14 protein-coding genes are annotated in these 20,039 nt (G+C 48.7%); 11 read left to right on the top strand and 3 right to left on the bottom strand.

Annotation, left to right across the window (positions count from 1 at the left end; genetic code table 11):
- Window positions 1–117: 117 nt before the first annotated feature.
- The 3 genes from J7619_RS22785 to J7619_RS22775 are packed head-to-tail and all read right to left on the bottom strand — an operon-like array spanning window position 118 to window position 5,057.
- Window positions 118–2,208 carry a prolyl oligopeptidase family protein gene (locus tag J7619_RS22785; RefSeq protein WP_291204144.1) on the bottom strand — a complete coding sequence of 697 codons (2,091 nt, stop codon included), beginning with the start codon at window positions 2,206–2,208 and terminating at the stop codon, window positions 118–120.
- Window positions 2,209–2,240: 32 nt separating this feature from the next.
- Window positions 2,241–4,127, bottom strand: coding sequence for a CocE/NonD family hydrolase (locus tag J7619_RS22780; protein WP_291204141.1), 1,887 nt, complete (start codon window positions 4,125–4,127; stop codon window positions 2,241–2,243).
- Window positions 4,128–4,136: 9 nt separating this feature from the next.
- Window positions 4,137–5,057, bottom strand: coding sequence for a PE-PGRS family protein (locus tag J7619_RS22775; RefSeq protein WP_291204138.1), 921 nt, complete (start codon window positions 5,055–5,057; stop codon window positions 4,137–4,139).
- A 92-nt stretch (window positions 5,058–5,149) separates the two neighbouring features.
- Between J7619_RS22775 and aspS the strand changes: the two genes are divergently transcribed.
- The 11 genes from aspS to J7619_RS22720 all read left to right on the top strand — a co-directional run bounded on the left by aspS (window position 5,150) and on the right by J7619_RS22720 (window position 20,035).
- Window positions 5,150–6,919 (top strand): aspartate--tRNA ligase, encoded by a 1,770-nt coding sequence (aspS, locus tag J7619_RS22770; RefSeq protein WP_291204135.1) that lies wholly within the window; start codon window positions 5,150–5,152, stop codon window positions 6,917–6,919.
- 132 nt (window positions 6,920–7,051) lie between these two features.
- On the top strand, window positions 7,052–9,475 hold the full coding sequence (locus tag J7619_RS22765) for an SLBB domain-containing protein (RefSeq protein ID WP_291204132.1): 2,424 nt from the start codon (window positions 7,052–7,054) through the stop codon (window positions 9,473–9,475).
- A gap of 2 nt (window positions 9,476–9,477) precedes the next feature.
- Complete coding sequence (locus J7619_RS22760) at window positions 9,478–10,560, top strand: hypothetical protein (protein WP_291204129.1); 1,083 nt, start codon at window positions 9,478–9,480, stop codon at window positions 10,558–10,560.
- Window positions 10,561–10,720: 160 nt separating this feature from the next.
- Entirely contained in the window at window positions 10,721–11,872 is a 1,152-nt protein-coding gene (locus tag J7619_RS22755; protein WP_291204126.1) for a glycosyltransferase family 4 protein, read from the top strand.
- A 3-nt stretch (window positions 11,873–11,875) separates the two neighbouring features.
- On the top strand, window positions 11,876–12,607 hold the full coding sequence (locus J7619_RS22750) for a glycosyltransferase family 2 protein (RefSeq protein ID WP_291204123.1): 732 nt from the start codon (window positions 11,876–11,878) through the stop codon (window positions 12,605–12,607).
- Complete coding sequence (locus J7619_RS22745; RefSeq protein WP_291204119.1) at window positions 12,597–13,904, top strand: hypothetical protein; 1,308 nt, start codon at window positions 12,597–12,599, stop codon at window positions 13,902–13,904. The genes J7619_RS22750 and J7619_RS22745 overlap by 11 nt, the downstream gene beginning before the upstream one ends.
- Window positions 13,897–14,973, top strand: a complete 1,077-nt coding sequence (locus J7619_RS22740) for a glycosyltransferase family 4 protein (RefSeq protein ID WP_291204116.1) — start codon at window positions 13,897–13,899, stop codon at window positions 14,971–14,973. The genes J7619_RS22745 and J7619_RS22740 overlap by 8 nt, the downstream gene beginning before the upstream one ends.
- A 30-nt stretch (window positions 14,974–15,003) precedes the next feature.
- A complete protein-coding gene (locus J7619_RS22735) occupies window positions 15,004–16,119 on the top strand; it encodes a glycosyltransferase family 4 protein (protein WP_291204113.1) in 1,116 nt (371 codons plus the stop codon).
- A gap of 48 nt (window positions 16,120–16,167) precedes the next feature.
- A complete protein-coding gene (locus tag J7619_RS22730; protein ID WP_291204110.1) occupies window positions 16,168–17,235 on the top strand; it encodes a glycosyltransferase in 1,068 nt (355 codons plus the stop codon).
- Window positions 17,236–17,574: 339 nt separating this feature from the next.
- Window positions 17,575–18,576: a sugar transferase gene (locus J7619_RS22725; RefSeq protein ID WP_291204107.1), complete on the top strand. Its 1,002-nt coding sequence runs from the start codon at window positions 17,575–17,577 to the stop codon at window positions 18,574–18,576.
- Between the two features lie 37 nt (window positions 18,577–18,613).
- Window positions 18,614–20,035, top strand: a complete 1,422-nt coding sequence (locus J7619_RS22720; protein WP_291204104.1) for a capsule assembly Wzi family protein — start codon at window positions 18,614–18,616, stop codon at window positions 20,033–20,035.
- Window positions 20,036–20,039 lie beyond the last annotated feature (4 nt).

Here is a 20,039-nt window from a genome sequence, read left to right as displayed (position 1 = left end):
ATGCTGCCGGTACTGTAAGAATATTGTATATACAAATGTAACCGAATGCGCAACAAAATTGCACACCGGTTACAAAAAATTATCGAAGCTTAATACAGCGTTTCTGCTAAGTGCTAGTTACTTCCAGGTGAGGCCCATATTGCGGAAGAGAAATGCGTAAATATCCGCCTGGGTTTCGAGCGCCTTTTTGGTATTGCTGGCGCCGTGGCCAGAGTTGGTATCGATCCGGATCAGCAATGGATTGGCGGAAGTACTTCCCGCCTTTGCCTGCAATTCAGCGGCATATTTAAATGAATGCGCCGGAACAACGCGGTCGTCGTGATCGGCGGTGGTGATCATCGTAGCAGGATAATGGCCGCCTGCTTTGATATTATGAAGTGGAGAATATCCATATAACACCTTGAACTCCTCCGCATTATCGCTGCTTCCATAGTCCGCGATCCAGTTCCAGCCGATGGTGAATTTGTGGAAACGGAGCATATCCATTACGCCTACGGCCGGGAACGCCACTTTGAAAAGCTCGGGGCGCTGGTTCATAACGGCTCCGACAAGCAGTCCACCATTGGAACCTCCCTGGATAGCCAGCCGCTCCGGCGAGGTATATTTCTCCCGGACCAGGAATTCCGCTGCGGCAATGAAATCGTCGAACACATTCTGTTTTTTCAGCTTCATCCCCTGCTCGTGCCATTTCTCACCGTACTCGCTGCCACCGCGCAGGTTAGCCTGTACAAATACGCCCCCCTGGTCGAAGAACGGCATACGGGTAGGGCTAAACGCAGGCGGCAGGCTGATATTGAATCCGCCATAACCGTAAAGGATCGTAGGGTTGGTACCGTCGAGTTTCAGCCCTTTTTTGTAGGTAATGAATGCAGGAACGCGCGTTCCATCCTTGCTGGTGTAAAATACCTGCTTCGTTTCGTAGTCCGACGGCTTAAAAGCCACCTCCGGTTCGCGAAAAACGCTGCTTTTTCCGCTGGCGATGTCGTAACGGAATATCGTCGAAGGGTAATTAAAGGAAGTATAGGTATAAAAGACAAAAGTATCCTCCTGGTCACCACCAAAACCTGTCGCCGAACCCAAGCCCGGCAGTTCGACCTCTTTTTCGAGTACGCCTCGCGTGTTGTACACGTACGCGCGGCTGGTCACGTCTTTCAAATAGGATGCAAACAGTTTCCCGCCGGCGAGATGCGCATATTCCAGCGGCTCCTGGCGCTCCGGCAATACTGCTTCCCAGGTGCGGTCGGCGGTTTTAAAAAGCATTACTTTGCCATTCGGTGCTTCATCATTGGTTTCGATCAGGAAATCCGCACCTATATTCTCGATTACACTGAAACTGGCGTCGGTGATCTCCTCACGTATAGGGACAAAACGGTTCTCGCCTTTTTTCAATACCCAAACACCATTGCCATCCTTGCCCTTACCCCGATCGCTGACGGTCAGGACCGCATATTGCTCGTCCTCGGTCGTGCCCACGGTGTGGAAGCGCTGGGGATTTGCAGGGTCCTCGAAAATCAGCTTATCCTGTTCCTGCTTTGTTCCAACGCGGTGGAAGAATACCTGATGGTTTTCGTTTTTGGCGGCTAATGCACTACCATCCGGTTTGGGATAGCGACTGTAATAGAAGCCGTCGCCCTGCCATGCGGCACCCGAGACTTTCACCCACTCTACCTTGTCGGCCAGCATAGAAAGGTCTTTCATCTGCATAACCTGGTATTCCTGCCAGTCGGAGCCGCCTTTCGAAAAACCTAAAACCGCATAAGCGCCGTCTTTGGACAAGCTGAAAACAGTAAGCCGCGTGGTCCCGTCGGGAGAAAGCTGATTTGGGTCAATCACCACTTCCGGCTTCCCGGAAAGCCCCTTCTGGCGGTATAATACAGCCTGATTTTGCAAACCGTCGTTTTTGTAGAAATAGAAATACTCCCCTTTCTTTTTCGGCGCCGAATATTTGGGATAGTTATAAGCCTTTTCGAGGTCCTGGAAGATTTTCTTCTTGAATGGTATCGCATTCAGATAGCCAAAGGTCACTTCGTTCTGCGCCTTTACCCACGCAGCCGTTTCCTCGGAGCGGTCGTCTTCGAGCCAGCGGTAAGGGTCGGCTATTTTTACGCCATGATATTCATCAAAATGCGTCTGTTTTCGGGTTTCAGGGTATTTCAATTGCTGTGCACTGCCTTGTCCCGACAATGCCGATGCTGTCATTAAAGTCATTACAAAAATTTTTGAATCCATGATAACGGCCGTTATTTAATGATGTCCACTTCCAATGAACTCGGAGCGTCGGCCTGATGATAGATAGTGTGTTTGGCAGTGGTAAAATCAGAATCCTGCGCCTTATAGATATTCTCGATGTACTTCTGCGGGTTACGGTCGAAAAGCGGGAATGCGGTGCTCTGAACCTGCACCATGATGCGGTGGCCCTTTTTAAAGGTGTGCAACACGTCCTGCAAACGGAATTTCAGGTCGGTCACTTTACCTGCTACCACAGGTTCAGGTTTTTCAAAGCTATTGCGGAAGCGGGCCCGCATTACTTCGCTGCGCACCATTTGCTGATAACCCGCCAGCACCACTTTCGGGTCGGGCATGTAAGCGTGGTTCTTTTCGTCGTCCGGGTACACGTCGATCAGCTTTACAAAGAAATCGGCGTCGGTACCGGTAGTACTGAATTTAAGTAAAACGTTAATCTCGCCGCCCAGCGTAACATCTTCGGTCAGTATATCGGTTTCAAAAACCAACACATCAGGACGGGTAGCAGCGAAACGCTGGTCTTCCGACATATATTCAAACGGCGTAAAGCCTGACATTTGCTTGTAATTCGCGGTATAAGGCACCGGCTTCAACGGATCGCTCACGTATCCGGTCGCCGATTTGCCTGCTTTCGGCGCTTCAAAATCCAGTTTGCCTTTTGAATGGAAATACAATTTGCGTTTCTCGACATTTGCTACCGGCCATTTATCAAACGTCTTCCATTCTTTTTTACCTGTATCAAACAAATAAGCTTCCGGCAAACTGGTCTTTCCGTCGCCCGCCTCTTTCAGGAAGTGCTTGAAGAATTTCGCTTCAATATTATTCTGGTAAAAGGTGGCAATGCTGTCGCCGAAATAAATGTCGTTATGCAAAGTATGTCCAGTCTCCCGACTCCAGCGACCGTGACCAAACGGCCCTACCACTAATGTGTTGTACATGGAGGGGTTGTTCTTTTCCAGGGTTTTATAGGTATTCAACGGTCCATACAAATCCTCCGCATCGAACCAACCGCCGACAGTCATGAACGCATGTTTCACTCCTTTCAAATGCGGCAGAATATCACGCTTTTTCCAGAACTCGTCTTTATTCGGATGGTTGACCGTCTCCTGCCAGTAAAAGTTTTGTGAATAATATTTATCAAAGTTCTTCAGTGAACCCATTTCCAGGTTGAAGGTATACCCGTCGGGCTTCGGGGTAAACATTTCCCCCGCAAACCACGAATCGGTCGTAGGCTTCGGCGGCTTGATTCCGAAAACCGGGAATGTGAGGTAATATCCCTGGGTAAATGCGCCGTTGTGGTGGAAATCGTCAAAAAAGAAATCGGCAATCGGTGCCTGCGGAGAAGAAGCTTTCAGCGCAGGGTGGCCGGCCAACGCACTGGCCGTAGTATAAAATCCGGGGTACGAAATGCCCCATTGTCCTACGCGGCCATTGTTGTTCGCGACATTTTGAAGCAGCCATTCGATGGTATCATACGTATCCGAAGCTTCGTCCACATCATTCTTGCCTTTTTTCTGATCAATATGTGGGGTCATGTTCGTCCAGGTACCCTCGCTCAGGTAACGTCCGCGCACATCCTGGTACACGAATATGAACTTGTCGCGCATCAGCGCCGGACTTGGGCCAAGCCGGGGCGGATACTTGTCTGCGCCGTATGGAGCCACGCTGTAACAGGTGCGCTGCATTAAAAAAGGATACTTCTTATCGGCTGAGGCGTCTTTGGGCGAATAAACAATGGTATGCAGTTTCACGCCGTCCCTCACCGGAATGTCGTATTCGGCTTTGGAATAATTTTCACGAATGTACTGCTCGTCGGAAGCAATCTGCCCATAAGCATGCTGTGCCAGCACGATAAGCGCTGCGCGGAGTAGATTTTTGATCATAGTTTGTGATTATTTTCTCTTATAGTAATTCAATGATACACCGGCGGCGTTGCCTTTTTCGCTCAGCGTATAAAAACCCTTACTTTCATTTTCAAAACAGATCGCCTCCCCCTGCGGTTCAAACGCCACGGTCAAAGTTTTGCTGGCAGATTTAACGAGCGTCTGTCCGACGGATTCTCCATTGCCTCTTTTCCAGTAATACACACCAAAGTAGGTACGGACCACCATTTCACTTCCGTCTTTGGAAATGCTTCCCGCTGTTGCAGTCGCTACTCCCGGGACAACCCCTACCTTTTCAGCAACAATGGTTTCGCTCGTCGATTGAGGGAATGGCAACCTGTAAATATAGGTCTGCGCTTCCTTTGATAATACAAAAATGTCCTTCGTCACGGGATCGACGATGAGCGCCTCCGCGTCCCTGGGGCCGTCGGGATAGCTGAAAGTAATCTTTTGTAAAGCACTTTGGCTGAATGACCCGTCCGCACCTGTGATTTCAGGAATGCGATAAATGGTGTTGGTAGAGGTTACCGGCTGATTGTTGTTGCCGATATCGGCGATGTAGGCATAGGATATGCCGTTATCCGGCCCAGGGCCTACTGCCACTTCCTCCCAGTCGTGGTTGCTGCTGCCGGGTACATTATATTCTTTAATGCTTTTGCCGTCCCTACTGATCAGGTACAACGAGTTCGGCTGACCCGAATCCTGGATCGTCCACAAGTAACCGGGCATCGTAGCACTTGCTGCCAGGCCGGATGCTTCATCAATGATACCGGTGACAATCGGGAACTGTTCGGGCGCCGTTTCAAACTGGTCCGACAAGCCCCCGTTTCCAGGAGAAGGCTCGGGGTCGCTGCATGAACAGGTTACGCAAAATACAAGTGAAGATAGGATCAGCCCCACTCGTCCGCCCACGCCGTCGTATATTTTCATAGAAAACACTTCATGTTAGATTTGCTAAAAATACGTACTTTTGCCGCATTTATTATCAGCGACTTTCATTATATCAGTATTAAAATAGTTATATGTTACGTACACATACCTGCGGGGAATTAAGCTTAGGACATGTAAATCAAGACGTTGTATTATGTGGTTGGGTTCAGCGCGTCCGCGATAAGGGAGGCATGATCTGGCTCGATCTGCGTGACCGTTACGGCATCACCCAGCTGCTGTTCGAAGAGGGCAAAACCCCCGCAAATGTGTTGGAAACTGCCCGTTCTCTGGGCCGCGAATTCGTAATTTCGGCCAAAGGTGCGGTGATCGAGCGTCTGTCAAAAAATGACAAGATCGCGACCGGCGATATCGAGATCCGTGTGTCGGAGCTCACTATTCTGAACCCTGCGAAATTACCTCCGTTCCTGATTGAGGACGAGACCGACGGCGGCGACGATATCCGCATGAAATACCGCTACCTCGACCTCCGCAGAAATACGGTTCGTCAAAATCTGCAATTGCGCCATCAGGTAGCGCGCTACACCCGTGCTTACCTGGATAACCTGAATTTCATCGAAGTAGAGACCCCGGTACTGATCAAATCTACCCCGGAAGGTGCCCGCGATTTCGTGGTACCGAGCCGTATGAACCCGGGCGAGTTTTATGCATTGCCTCAATCCCCGCAGACATTCAAACAGCTGCTGATGGTGGCCGGTTTCGACCGTTATTATCAGATTGTGAAGTGTTTCCGCGATGAGGATCTGCGCGCAGACCGTCAGCCGGAGTTTACGCAGATCGACTGCGAAATGTCATTCGTAACACAGGAAGATGTTTTGAATACATTCGAAGGCATGATCCGCGAGCTTTTCGCAAAAGTGAAAAATATCGATCTGCCCGAAGTTCCGCGTATGACTTACGCCGATGCCATGCGTTTGTACGGTTCCGACAAGCCGGATATTCGCTTTGGGATGCAATTCGTAGAGCTGAAAGGCGACGACCGTGACCTGACATCCGGAAAAGGTTTCGGCGTATTCGACGACGCGGGCCTTGTAGTGGGTATCAATGCTACCGGCTGCGCGGCTTACACGAGAAAGCAAGTCGACGAGCTGACCGACTGGATCAAACGTCCGCAAATCGGAGCGAAAGGACTGGTGTATGTTCGCTACAATACCGATGGATCGATCAAATCGTCCGTAGATAAATTTTATACCGAAGAGGAGCTTAAGAAATGGGTGGAAGCATTCGATGCAAAACCAGGCGACCTTCTACTGATCCTGTCGGGCCAGGGCGACAAAACGCGTAAGCAACTCAACGAACTGCGCCTCGAAATAGGTTCACGCCTGGGGCTGCGTAATCCTGCGGAGTACCGCGCTTTGTGGGTGATTGATTTCCCATTGCTGGAATTTGGCGAGGAGGAAAATCGTTGGTTCGCGATGCACCACCCATTCACCAGCCCGAAACCGGAGGATATCGAATTACTGGATAAAAATCTGGGGCTGGTAAGGGCCAACGCATACGATATGGTGATCAACGGCGTTGAAGTTGGCGGAGGTTCTGTACGGATCTTCGAAAAAGAGCTTCAACGAAAAATGTTCGAGATCCTAGGATTCTCGGCCGAAGAAGCCCAGGAACAATTCGGATTCCTGATGAATGCATTTGAATTCGGCGCCCCTCCTCATGCCGGTATCGCATTCGGTTTCGATAGGCTCTGTTCTATTTTCGGTGGCGCGGATTCCATCCGGGATTTCATAGCATTCCCTAAGAACAATTCGGGTCGCGACGTGATGATCGATTCGCCTTCGACGATTTCGGACGGACAGCTTAAAGAGCTGGCAATCCGCGTGGAAGGTGCAAATGCATGATCTAAATGAGATAGATCTGACAGATAATTTAAATAAAGTAAGATTTTGTAGATTTGCCCCGGGCATCATTTAAATTTAACCGCAGGACCATCCGGAAACGGAGAGGTCCTGATTGTAATTAAACTACACTGCATGCATTATCAATCCTTTGTAAGAACCTATTTCAGAAATTCCTTTTTGTTGCTGCTCTTACTGGCCAACATCGGGGTTTTTGCTCAAAACAACACTTCTCCCCAGCTTCCGACGGATCCGACACAACCCAAGATCGACCCCTCGCAGATTACCAACCAGCAGGCTGTCGACTTTTATAACCAGGCTAAATCGGCCGGGATGTCGGATATGGATATCGAGAAAGCAGCATTGCAGAGGGGATATACACTGGATCAGATATCTGCCATGCGCAAACGGCTTCAACAAAAGCCGGATGAAAGAAAGGTGGACGATCCGAACCGCGACGAGCTGGATGAAACCAGGGAACAGGACGATGCGGACGAACTCGAAGACGAGGCGAACAACGAACGCGACTCGACCAATGCACGCCGTGCGCGAAACCGTCGCTTGAGCCGTACTTTCGGTTCCGCTTTCTTCGCACGCACTACTTCCACCTTCGAACCTAACCTGCGCATCGCTACTCCGCGGAACTATATCCTCGGCCCTGAAGATGAAATCGTTGTAGATATTTACGGAAATGCGGTGGATAACTTCCGCATGAAGATCAGCCCGGAAGGAACGGTCAAAATGCTCAACCTCGCTCCTGTATACATCAATGGATTGACCATCGAACAGGCCAGCGAACGCATTGTAAACCGCTTACGGCAGGCTTACTCGACACTCAACCGCCCCGGTTCGGGAACCTATTCATCGATCACGTTGGGTAATGTGCGTAGCATACATGTGATGATCACAGGTGAGGCTGCCCGCCCGGGCACTTATACGGTGTCGTCTCTCGCCACTGCATTTAATGCACTGTCGATATCCGGCGGACCTAGCCTGAACGGTTCCTATCGCAACATCGAAGTGATCAGGAACAACAAGGTTATCAGAACAATTGACCTCTATAAGTTCCTTGTGGACGCCGACCTACGCGACAACATCGCCCTGCAAGATCAGGACATTATCCTCATCAGGCCTTTTGAAACAAGAATAGAGCTGAACGGCCAACTAAAACGCCCTGGTATTTTCGAAGCGAAGCCAGGTGAATCCCTTGGAAACCTGATCCGTTACGCCGGGGGTTTCACGCCGGAAGCTTACACCAAGACCTTCAACTACCAGCGTAATACCGGGACCAACTATGTAATTGGTAGCATTGATTCGGTTCAAATCGAAACATTCGCACCCCGAAACGGTGATATTTTCAATGTAAAGCGGATACTGGATGTTGTGGCCAATCAGGTCGAGATACGGGGAGCCGTTACATTACCGGGCCCTTACGCCCTGGAAGAGCGTTGTAATTCTGTCCTGAAACTGATCCAGATGGCGCAGGGGCTTAGCCCGCGTGCCTTCCTGAACCGCGCTATCCTCGAAAGGTCCAGCGGCGAAACACAGACCGGCATTGTGGCGATTGACCTTCGGAAACTTGTAAACGGTGAAATAGCCGATATTCCATTGCTCGCAGGCGATATCCTGACGATCAAATCCGTGGAGGACCTGAAAGAATTCACCTATCTGACCATTTCGGGATCTGTGATCAACCCGGGTAACTATTATTATTACAAAGACATTACGATTGCCGACCTTATTTTCCAGGCCGGCGGCTACACGGAAGGTGGTATCCCCTACCGCATCGAAGTATCGCGCCGTGTGAAAAACGATACGCTCGACCTGCCTTCTTCACAAAACGTCCGCATTTTCTCCATCGACGTGGCCGATAACCTGGTTCTCAATCCCGACGATCAGAAATTCAAGCTCCAACCGCAGGACATCATCGTGGTGCGCAAGTCGCCACGTTATGAGCCCCAGAAATCGGTTACGGTTATCGGTGAAGTGAGATATCCGGGTAATTATACCATTATCAATAATTTCGAACGGATCTCTGACCTGTTCGGCAAGGTAGGCGGGCTGCGGCCCGAGGCATACCTGCCCGGTGCGCGTTTCTACCGTGGCCAGGAGCTGATTGCCGTCGACATCGAAGCGGTCGTCAACAAGCCCTCGCTTTCATCGAACCTGTTACTGATGCACGGCGATACGCTCGTGATCCCAAGACGCCTCGAAACAGTCCGGATCCAGGGTGGCGTGCATAATCCGTCAGTCATGAATTTCGATGCCAAATTCGGCTACGATGATTATATCTCCCAGGCCGGCGGTTATACCGAGCAGGGTTGGAAGAAACGCGTGTACGTATCGTATCCAAATGGTCGGACACACAGAACCAAGAATTTTCTGTTTTTCAGATCTTATCCCAAAGTTGAACCGGGTGCGGTTGTGACCGTACCAGTGAAAGTAGCCGAGCCGGAACGTCAAAGGACACCTGGCGAGCGCGTTGCATTGTTCTCTTTCATCGCATCAATGGTTAGTACACTCACATTGGCGGTAATTACCCTGAGCAGAAATAATTAACCATGATATCCCATCCAGAAAACAAGCCGACAGTAGCCGACGGCAAGGAGAGCTCATTTAATGCTTCGGAAATACGTTTCACCGATATCATCCGGTTCGTAGGAAAGTATATCAAATTGCTGATACTCGCAGTGATCGTCTCCGTGGTCGCCGGTATAGCGTATAGTTTCACGCTCGTCAAGAAATATGAAGCCAAAGTAAGCCTGTTACCGGAATACGGAACTTCCAGAAGAGGGTCGTTCTCCCTGCTGGGTGCGGGCCTTAACGGTGACGGTGCGGAAAAGTTGCAGCCAGACCTCTACCCCACCATTATGCAAAGCTCGCCATTTGGTGAATACCTGCTCAAACAACCGGTGGTGGATCAGGACAACAAGTCGTACAAAACACTCATGGATTTCATGAGAGCCCAGGCCAAACCAGGGTTGTTATCCGGCTTATTCTCGTCTTCTCCCAAAGCCCCCGCCAAAGAGGTTAAGCTGAAAAGGGAAGGGATTCTGTCTTATTCGCTTTCAGAGCAATCCAATATCGCTGGTGCCATTTCCCTGCTTTCGGCGGAAGTGGACCAGAAAAGCGGGGTGATTCTGATCAGCGCAGAAACGGTCGATCCATTTGTATCGGCGATCATAGTGGAAGCGGCCCAAAAATACCTGGTCGACTATGTAGAAGACTACCGCTCATCCAAAGCAAGCCAGCGTGAAGGCCTGCTGGCCGACCGCGTGAAGGAAGCCAAAGCCAGACTTCGCACTGCCGAATATGCGCTTCAAAGCTACCGCGACCAGAACAGGAATATCTTTTCAAACATAGCCAAAATCGAAGAACAACGCTTGCAGGCAGAATACGTGTTGTCTGAATCACTTTACAGCGACCTGGTGAGGCGGTACGAGCAAGCCAAAGTTAGTGTGAAAGAAGAGCGACCGGTATTTAAAGTACTCGAACCGGTGAAAGTACCTTTATTCAAAAGTAGTCCGAAAAGGTTGCGCATAGGCCTCATATGGGGCTTTCTTGGTGGCTTTTTCACCCTTTTATATATCCTCCTCGTTAAAGAAAAAGTAGTTCAGAAGATCGTTTCGGGCGTAAACGAATAGCATGCGGTGCGCTATCACATTCGTGTTGCTCTCTTCCCGCACCTTTCATGCTGATTATTGCACTGGGGGTCAAACTTCGCATCATCGGGGCTGGTAATCGCCTTCAAGTTTCCGCTGATCGAACCTTATGTCAAAAGCTGAGCCACTTGAAAAGTAAGTAATGAGGATCGATAAAAAACCTAAAATACTGTCATTCAGCCATTACGGAACACTATACGGTGCCAACAGGTCACTTCTAACTTTACTTACTGCGACCCGGGATCAGATCGACTGGTGGGTGATATGCCTGGAAGATGGCGATTTCGCAAAAGAACTGGCCAGGAATGGTATCGAATACAGGGTTGTCGCATTTGCGAACGACATTCACAAAGTCCCCCGGTTCCCCCAATGGTTTCACAGCATTAAAAGGTTTGCATTTAATGTGCTGGCCGCGCTGTATGTTGCCTTGTTGGTTGTCAGAAGACGGATCGACCTGATCCACACCAACTCGTCGGTGATCTTCTTTGGCGCGCTCGTCGCATTCTTTTCGGGCCGGAAACACCTGTGGCACATCCGGGAGTTTGTATATGAGGACTATCATTTGAAATACAACTTTGGCAAATCGTCATTCCGGTTCTGGGCTAATAAGGCAGCACGCATTATCTGTATTTCAAGGAGCATTGCCCAAAAAAGAGTTATCGATGCAGGTATCACAGCTCCTTATGTGGTGATATACAACGGATTGGTCGACGCACTTCCGGAGGTATCTTCCCGTATGCGTGGTGAAACACCCCTGGCAGGCATAGTAGGCATCATCGACCCCGCCAAAGGCCAGATGACAGCCGTAAAAGCAGTGAATGCGCTCGTTAAAAAAGGGATCGCCATAAGATTGGAAATTGTAGGCGAAATTGGCGATCCGGCTTATTATGAGGAAATTGCGGCCTATATTAAGGAACAGGGCATCAGTGATCACATTCAGTTCACCGGGTTTACCAAAGATATTCAAAGCATTTATCGTCGCCTGGATGTGCTGCTCATGTGCTCGCCCAACGAGGCGCTCGGGCGCGTGACGATCGAGGGCATGATGTACGGTGTGCCGGTGGTCGCATTCGATTCGGCTGGTACCAGTGAGATCGTTCAGCACGGGCAGACTGGCCTGCTCTACCGGTCAGACGAACACAGTCTTGCCGCCGAGTTAGATAGATTGCTTAATGACTATTCCCTTTACGCAGGCATAGCCGAGCGAGCGCGGGAGCATGTTTTTCAAAATTTCACGATTACCAAATATCGCGACAACTTCATCAGGGAAGTAGAAAGTTGCCGTCAAAGCTAAATTATGCAGTACCCTAAAATTTCGATCGTCACCGTTGTAAGGAACGGCGAGAAAGACCTCGAAAATGCCATCAAAAGTGTCGTTAGTCAAAGCTACGATCATATTGAGTACATTATTCTGGATGGGCTATCGACCGATGGGACACTGGATATCATCCGGAAATACGAGCACGCGATCGCCCTTTGGAAAAGTGAAGCCGACCGCGGGATATTCGACGCCATGAACAAGGGGCTCGATCTCGCCACCGGCGACTGGGTTTTTTTCCTCGGATGTGACGATGTACTGGCTTCACCGACCATCATAGAAGAGGTTGTGGCCGAGATGACCGAAACCGACGGTATTTATTACGGAAACACCTATCTGAAAAAAAGCAATCAGATTTACACCGGTAAAGTCAGCAGATGGAATATTGCATTGCGGAACATTTCGCACCAGGCCATTTTCTACCCAAGGTCCGTTTATAAGCAAAAGAAGTATAACTTAGACTATAAATTAACGGCCGATCACGTCTACAACGTGGAGCTGTACAGCCGCTTCGCTGCTCACTTCGTTTACATGCCCAAACTGATTTCAATATACAATGACCTGGGTATGAGCTCAGTAAATATTGATCATCAGCATAAAAAAGACATCATCGGCATCGTTTACAACAATCTGGGCAGCGCGGTGGGTTCCTACTACTGGCTCCGCGTAAAGGTTTCGAATTTTAAAAACAGTTTGAAAGGTGGGAAATGAGTTTTTCGTAAGGGCGATCCTCGATAACTGGCTCTACTACGGGGCTGTTTATGCAGGATTTTTATGCCTTTATCTTTTCCTGTATCGCAAAATCTATTGGGGTATTCTCGACCCCTTCCTGATGACAGTCGTCAACCTCACCGGAGGGGCGTTTTGTGTGTATTTCTTATATTCCGACCAAACCCTCAAACCCATATACGGCTGGTCTTTTCTAGGTACCGAAATCGCGCTGTTCGTAGGATTAACAATCGCAACATATGTACCGGCAATCAAATTCGGAGGGAATACAAATAAACTTGAAATACCAACGCGAGGCATAAGCGAGTTCGATCTGTTCGTTTTTGTAGTTTGCACTGCCTACGTAATTGTGGAGGCTGTCAACCTGAAAACGGTCGGGATCGTACTCCTCGATACAGAACATAACCACGTTTCCGCTTATGAGGGTCATGGAATTGTACGGGCATTTCTGTTGTCTTACCGGACATTGGTGATCATGTCACTGTACTACAAGATCCTCTATCTCAAAAAAAGGCTTAATCTTTTTGAACTATTCATCTGTTTCGTGCTATTGCTCGACCTTGCTACCAGTGGGTCCAAATCGGGCATTGTGGTTTTCTTCGTCACATACTTCCTGATTACGTATCCGATGGTTGCTCAGGGACGGATGAGCACGATCAAGATCTCCTGGCCGCTGATGGCGGCCCTCTTGAGCTTTCCCGTTGCTATCGTAATGATCTCCGTAGGCGCCGATGCGTCTTCGGCTGTTCAACAGGTAGGCCTACGGCTTATGGCGAGCGGCGATATTTTCCTGCTGGGCTATTACGACGACGTCATGGACAGCATCCAGGAATCCTCGTTTTTTAAATACGCGTTTTACCCTGGCTGGGGAACAATCCTGAAAAACCTCGGTTTTGAGATTACGCCACCGGAGCCCATCGGTGTGGACGTATTTGCGTATTATTCCGGCCGCCGAACTTCGGGAGCAAACGGACGATACAATTACCTCGCCTACCATTTCTTCGGACTCTGGGGAGGAATCCTCTATGCGCTAATCATCGGTCTTCTGCTAGGCTATTTGCGCAACATCTATAAAAACCTCAATCCGGTCAACATGAACTACTACTCATTCCTGTTCATTGTGGTGCTGATTAGTTGCTCAACCCGCCTGGTAGACGATCTTTTGCTATTTGGTAATACAAGCTTCTGGGCCCTTCTATTCCTGACAATATCTTATGTGATAGCCAAAATCCTGTACATGGTGCTCCAAGTGATCACCGGATCAAAATCGTATGCCTAATATTGTTTTTTTTATTTATAATATCTCGGCGGTCGGCGGAACGGAACGCGTAGCTTCGGTCATCATCAACGAACTTGCCAAACGAAATTATAATGTTCACGTGTTGGGCCTTTATGCCGATCCGGACAAGATCTTCTTTCCTTTCGAGCCGAATGTAAAGGTAACCAGCCTGCATATCGAAGAGTTGAAAGGCGTCCGGAAAATCCTCTACTCGCAGCATAAGATCCGCCAGTTCGTCAACAATAACCATATCGATACATTTGTCACGGTCGAATCGATCATGGCCACTTACTCGGTGCCCTCACTCGCATTTACCGGCATCCGGCATGTGGTGTGGGAGCATTTTAATTTCAAAGTAAGTCTGGGTATAGCCGCCCGGTCATTCGCCCGGCAGCTTGCACTTTGCTTCGCCGACAACATCGTGACGCTGACGGCCCGCGATATCCAGTTCTGGAAGCACGGCGCATGGTACCGCCGTGCAGAATTGGTACACATTCCAAATCCCATGTTTCTGGAAGAACAAAAAGTCAATGAAAACCCTTCCAAAACAGTCATTTCAGTCGGACGGATTACTTTTCAGAAAGGTTTTGACTTGCTGGTAGACGCGTGGGCTCTGCTCCCCACAGAACTTCGGAATGAATGGAAGCTGCTCATTATCGGCGATGGAGAAGAGAAACCCCTTCTTGAAAAGAAAATAAACGAACTCGGAATGATGGATTCGGTTAAGCTCGTGGGTGCTACGAAAGCCGTTTTTGACTATTTTGAACAAGCATCCGTGTACTGCCTGAGCTCGCGGTTCGAGGGATTGCCGATGGTACTTCTGGAAGCTTTGGCATTCCACCTGCCTATTGTGGCTTTCGATTGCGACACAGGGCCGGAAGAGTTAATCGAACAAGGACAAAATGGGATCCTGGTAGAAGCAGGTAATGTAAGCAAACTGTCGCAATCACTGGCCACCCTCATGAGGGATGATGCCCTTCGCAGGCGCATGCGAAATCACAAATCACAAAAACTCCATACACTCGAACTGGGCGGGATCATGGAGCAGTGGAGCCGCGTATTGACATAGAAAACCACCATATGTAAGAACACACTAGCTTTGAAAACGAAAAAACTGCTTTACATCCTGCACGACGTGCAGATCGGCGGCGTTGAAGTCGCCATGTTATCGGCATTACCCGAGCTGAACCGGCAATTTGATTTGAAGGTAATGGTTCTGGGTTCCATCGATGCGAATATAACCAGCCACCTTTCTGCGGAGGAAAAAGCGTGTATGGTTCCGTTCGATTATAAACTGAGCATGTACCCGCTGGTCATTCCGAAAATGATCCGCTTCATTTTACGTTTCGCACCTGACGTCATGATCTGCTCGCTGTGGCGGGCATCTTTGCTCGGCGTCATTGCTAAAAAGCTCAGACCGCAATTGCGTTTCATTTCCTTTATCCATAATACGGCTTTTTTTCATCGCTTCGACCGGCTATTTAGTCAGGCAGCAATCCGCCATGCCGATTCGATCTTCACCGATTCCCAGGCCACTGCCACATTCGTTACCGAACGCTTCAAACCTTCCGTACCTGTCGAAGTCATTTCATTTTTTACCAGTCATTCGCCGGATTTTAAAACAGCCCCACCCTTCGATAATCAGAACGTGCGGTTTATGTTTCTGGGAAGGATCAATTCTGTAAAAAACTTACCTTTGGCTATCGACACCATCCGATACCTGACTGACCGCGGTTATAATGTATCTCTGGATATTTACGGCAGGGATGATGGAATGCTCGAAACGGTGATGGAATATATCCGAACCCATCAGCTCGAAGACCGCGTCCGGTTTCAGGGCGAAGTCAACGGCAGCAAGAAGCTGGAAATATTCGGGAAATATAACTTCCTGATTCAACTGAGTACCAACGAAGGGATGGCCATGAGCGTGGCGGAAGCGATGCAAAACGGGCTCGCCTGCTTCGTGACCGCGGTAGGTGAGATTCCCAACTATGCAGAGGACATGAAGACAGCTATTTTTGCAGATATTAGCACAACCGAAACATTCGGCCAGTCGTTGAAAAAACTGGAATCCGTGATCGCCGATCCGCATCTTTACAACCGGATCTCGACAGCTAGTTACGAAGGGTTTAAAACGGTAGGCACCTATTCTGAATCCCTGATACGCAGTATCGGGGGAGTACTGAAAGCGAATAATGCCGTTGACAGTCATTAATATTGCATTTAACAGGAAAGCAGGTCCTTTGGAGTTGTTATTGAGATTATGAAAATATTACATGTCATCACGCTTGCTGAACTCGGTGGCGCTCAATCCGTGGTGATCAATTTGGCACGCGAATCGGTTAACGACGGTCATGAGGTAATGGTTGCGTCCTCGGAAGACGGAGAGCTGTGGAAAGTTCTTCCCGCCGAAGTAGGCCAGTGGAAGATTAATCCGTTGCAGCGCTCAATCAGCCTTTCCAAAGAACATAAGGTCGTGAACGAGCTGCGGCGTCTCTACCAGATTTTCAAGCCTGACGTGGTTCACCTGCATTCTTCCAAAATCGGTATTTTGGGTCGCCTTGCATTCCCCCGGAAAAAGATCGTTTACACCGTCCATGGTTTTGATTCCATCCGGGTTGCGTTCAGAAAGTTCCTCCACCTGGAACGCCTGCTTCAGATCAGGGCCAAGCATATCGTCGGAGTGAGCAAATACGATTACGATAACCTGCTCAGCGAGGGGATCAAAAAAAACGTCTCCTACATTTATAATGGCATTACCGATTACTCCACCGACGTTCCTGAGAACCAAAGCGAGAGTTATCGTCGTCTGGCCGAGATGATCCGGTCGAAATCCGGCTTTAAAGTGATGTGTATTGCCAGGATTTCGCCTCAGAAGAAGTTTGAGCTTTTTTGTGAAGTAGCGGAAATGCTCGCCGGTCATGATATTCATTTTTTCTGGATAGGAAACAAAGATGAAATGGCCGACCTTCCGGTAAATGCTTACTGCCTCGGGGAAGCGGAAGATGCACACCGTCTGTTAAAATACGCCGATCTGTTCATGCTTCCTTCCAACTACGAGGGTATGCCGATGTCCATCCTGGAAGCATTGTGTTACTCGGTTCCCGTCATTGCCTCGGATGTAGGCGGTATCGGAGAGGTATTGAATGGATTGAACGGCAGGGCGGTAGCCAATACAGCAAGTGAGTTCGCCGACCAGATTTTGCATTACGCAAGCCATCCGGCGGAACTAACCAGTGCGAAAGCCGAAGCCAGAAAATCGTATGAACAGTACTTTACTGTCGGGGCAATGTACCGGATGTACCTTTCCCTCTACAAGTCGATGGCCTGAACTTCACCGCCCGGGTACATACGGATGGATAATAATTATAGGAAATGTGATAAATCGGTCTGGTAGATATAAAATGCCGGGAGTTAGAAAAAAAAGGAAAAAATCTTTACAGTAAAATAATATTTTGTGCCGAAACCTTCCCTATATTTGCTGGTACTAGTTTCATCCCTTCTCCACCAAATATAAATTTTTAGCACAAAATCCCTTCTCTGCCAAAAATTATATTTGATTTGACCATATTTATAATTTCGTATTTCAAAAGTTTATTCCTAAACTTGTAGCTTTAACACACGTATATTCTACAATCACACTATTTTTTAGTTCATAAAATACACACATATGAGCAACACTTACGTATCTGACCGCAAGTACATTCACCGGCTTCTAAGCAAAACTGCCGTTTCAGAAGAAGTCCTGATTGTCACCAGCTACGACTACTTTCTTCAAAAAAAAGATCTGGCGTTACTTCTCAAAAGATACAAGGAGATTATCCTGATACCACACTCAGATAACGACGATTATCTTCTCAATCACACCGTAAGGCCGTTACTGGACAGATTTGAAAAAATACACCTGGTTACCAACCCGCAGTATGACCGACGTAACCGGGTAATCTACGAACTGGTTGTCCGGAAAAACAAATCAATTCGAATCACCACCGTATACGATTTCTGCGAGAGAGACCTCAAAAAAGTATACATCCCGGACGACGTCACCGAAATCAACCCCAATCTTCTGACAGTCCCCACGTTCGGCAGAAGGGTTCGTTACCCCAAGAAGATCATCGACATCACAATTTCAATCATCCTATTCCTTCTTACATTCCCGATCTGGATCCTCAGCTATTTCCGGATTAAACTGGAATCGCCAGGCCCGGTGTTCTATTTTCAGGAACGTGTGGGGATGAACAACAGGCCATTCAACTGTATCAAATTCAGGTCCATGAGACTCGATGCGGAACGCAACGGGGCATCGTTTTCGAAAAAGAACGATTCCAGGATATTCTCGTATGGATCTTTCATGCGTCTGACACGTATCGATGAATTGCCTCAGATCATCAACATTTTCAGACGTGACCTGTCACTGATCGGTCCGCGTCCGGAACGTCCCGTATTTACCGAAACATTTGACGAGATCATTCCGTACTACAACCTCCGCCACAACATCAAGCCCGGTATCACCGGCTACGCGCAGGTAATGTATTCGTATGGAGCAGGTGTATACGACGCACGTCACAAGCTCATGTACGACCTTTACTATATCAAAAACTGGAACTTGTTCCTGGAATTGAAGATCATACTCCTGACAGCCGTCGTTATTTTTGGCAAGAAGGGCAGGTAATCCCTCTGACACCTCGTAAATTCTTAATAGTCCTGGAATGAGGAAATTCTTTTATGTGCTGCTGTTCTCGGCAGCACTTTGCGCTGAAAGCTACTCACAGGATTCTACCTTTTTCTACTCCGCGGGAATCAATGCAGCGGGCTCAACTGCCGGTGTGCCGCTTTGGCTGTATGCCAATCAGAATGCATCGCTCCTCGAAAAGGGCTCATTTGTGCAGGGTGCAGCCAGTTTTCACAGGATCTATAACAGAAACAATCCCCGCTTCTTCCAATGGGCGGGAGGCGCTGAGCTAATAGCTTATGCCGGTAAGAAATCCGATGCATTTTTTACCGATTTGTTCATTGCCGGCAAAGCCGGACCGGTAGAATTAAGTGTTGGCCAGAGGAAGGAATTTATGGGCCTGGGCGATAGCCTGCTCACGATGGGCCCCATCGCCATGTCGCCCAACTACCGTCCCTATCCTAAGATCCAGCTTTCGACACCCAACTTTGTCAACCTGATCCCCGGGAACGACATTTTTTCTTTCAAGTTTTCTTACGGCGACGGGCTTCTCGGCTCGGCAGCGGTACATTATGGCAACGTCACCAGTGTACCCGATATTTATCTACATCAAAAATCCCTTTATCTCAAACTCGGCAAGCGTACGCATAGGCTCAATTTGTTTGGCGGCTTTAACCATCAGGCCATGTGGGGGGGAGAAGACAAGATTTTTACCGGGGGGCTCAAAAGGGCCGAAGCCTACGAATATGTTGTCTTTGGGAAGCCTTGGAGCCATAGCCGTGTAGGAAATCATTTCGGAACGATCGATGTTGCTGCGGAATGGAAGGGAAAACGTTGGGATATTTTTCTGTATCGCCAAACGATTTATGAAGATGGCTCCCTCAGCAACCTGTCCACGGTTTCCGACGGTTTGAGCGGCCTGCGATTCAAAAGAAGGCAAAAAAGCGAAAACGTCCCCGCATTCCGGTTCAACACCCTGCTATTTGAATTTCTCTACACCAAAAACCAGGGCGGCGCGATATTCGATTATCTGAATGGCATTTTCGGGAAAGATAATTACTTCAATCATTACGTTTACAACCAGGGGTGGTCGTATCGCGGGCGAAGCCTCGGCACACCGATGATCGCTCCGCAAACAACCACGCGAGATAACCTTTTTACGACCAAAAACCTTTTTACTGCTAACAACCTGATCATCGCCTACCATCTTGGCGCCGAGGCTTCATGGAAAAAGCTCAATTTTTTACTTAAAGGCAGCTTTTCCCAAAATTCAGGCACCTATGACGATCCTATCAGGCCGGTTGCGAACCAAACTTCTCTGCTACTGAGAGTTGAGGCGCCGCTTTTGAGCGCGAAAAGAGATGTTTTCGGTTTAAGTTTAGCCTCTGATTTTGGCAGGCTGTATACACAAAATATAGCGGTAATGGTCAGTTGGCGGAAATCCGGGTTTATCTGGTAACTTT

The sequence above is a fragment of the Dyadobacter sp. genome, assembly GCF_017744695.1.
Lineage (GTDB): Bacteria > Bacteroidota > Bacteroidia > Cytophagales > Spirosomataceae > Dyadobacter.
This window is presented reverse-complemented; position numbering and strand designations above follow the sequence as displayed.

What these genes read in the sequence shown, in the direction of transcription:
- J7619_RS22785 (WP_291204144.1), bottom strand. Translation starts at nt 2,208, where the DNA reads ATGACTTTAATGACAGCATCGGCATTGTCGGGACAAGGCAGTGCACAG.
- J7619_RS22780 (WP_291204141.1), bottom strand. Translation starts at nt 4,127, where the DNA reads ATGATCAAAAATCTACTCCGCGCAGCGCTTATCGTGCTGGCACAGCAT.
- J7619_RS22775 (WP_291204138.1), bottom strand. Translation starts at nt 5,057, where the DNA reads ATGAAAATATACGACGGCGTGGGCGGACGAGTGGGGCTGATCCTATCT.
- aspS (WP_291204135.1), top strand. Translation starts at nt 5,150, where the DNA reads ATGTTACGTACACATACCTGCGGGGAATTAAGCTTAGGACATGTAAAT.
- J7619_RS22765 (WP_291204132.1), top strand. Translation starts at nt 7,052, where the DNA reads ATGCATTATCAATCCTTTGTAAGAACCTATTTCAGAAATTCCTTTTTG.
- J7619_RS22760 (WP_291204129.1), top strand. Translation starts at nt 9,478, where the DNA reads ATGATATCCCATCCAGAAAACAAGCCGACAGTAGCCGACGGCAAGGAG.
- J7619_RS22755 (WP_291204126.1), top strand. Translation starts at nt 10,721, where the DNA reads ATGAGGATCGATAAAAAACCTAAAATACTGTCATTCAGCCATTACGGA.
- J7619_RS22750 (WP_291204123.1), top strand. Translation starts at nt 11,876, where the DNA reads ATGCAGTACCCTAAAATTTCGATCGTCACCGTTGTAAGGAACGGCGAG.
- J7619_RS22740 (WP_291204116.1), top strand. Translation starts at nt 13,897, where the DNA reads ATGCCTAATATTGTTTTTTTTATTTATAATATCTCGGCGGTCGGCGGA.
- J7619_RS22730 (WP_291204110.1), top strand. Translation starts at nt 16,168, where the DNA reads ATGAAAATATTACATGTCATCACGCTTGCTGAACTCGGTGGCGCTCAA.
- J7619_RS22725 (WP_291204107.1), top strand. Translation starts at nt 17,575, where the DNA reads ATGAGCAACACTTACGTATCTGACCGCAAGTACATTCACCGGCTTCTA.
- J7619_RS22720 (WP_291204104.1), top strand. Translation starts at nt 18,614, where the DNA reads ATGAGGAAATTCTTTTATGTGCTGCTGTTCTCGGCAGCACTTTGCGCT.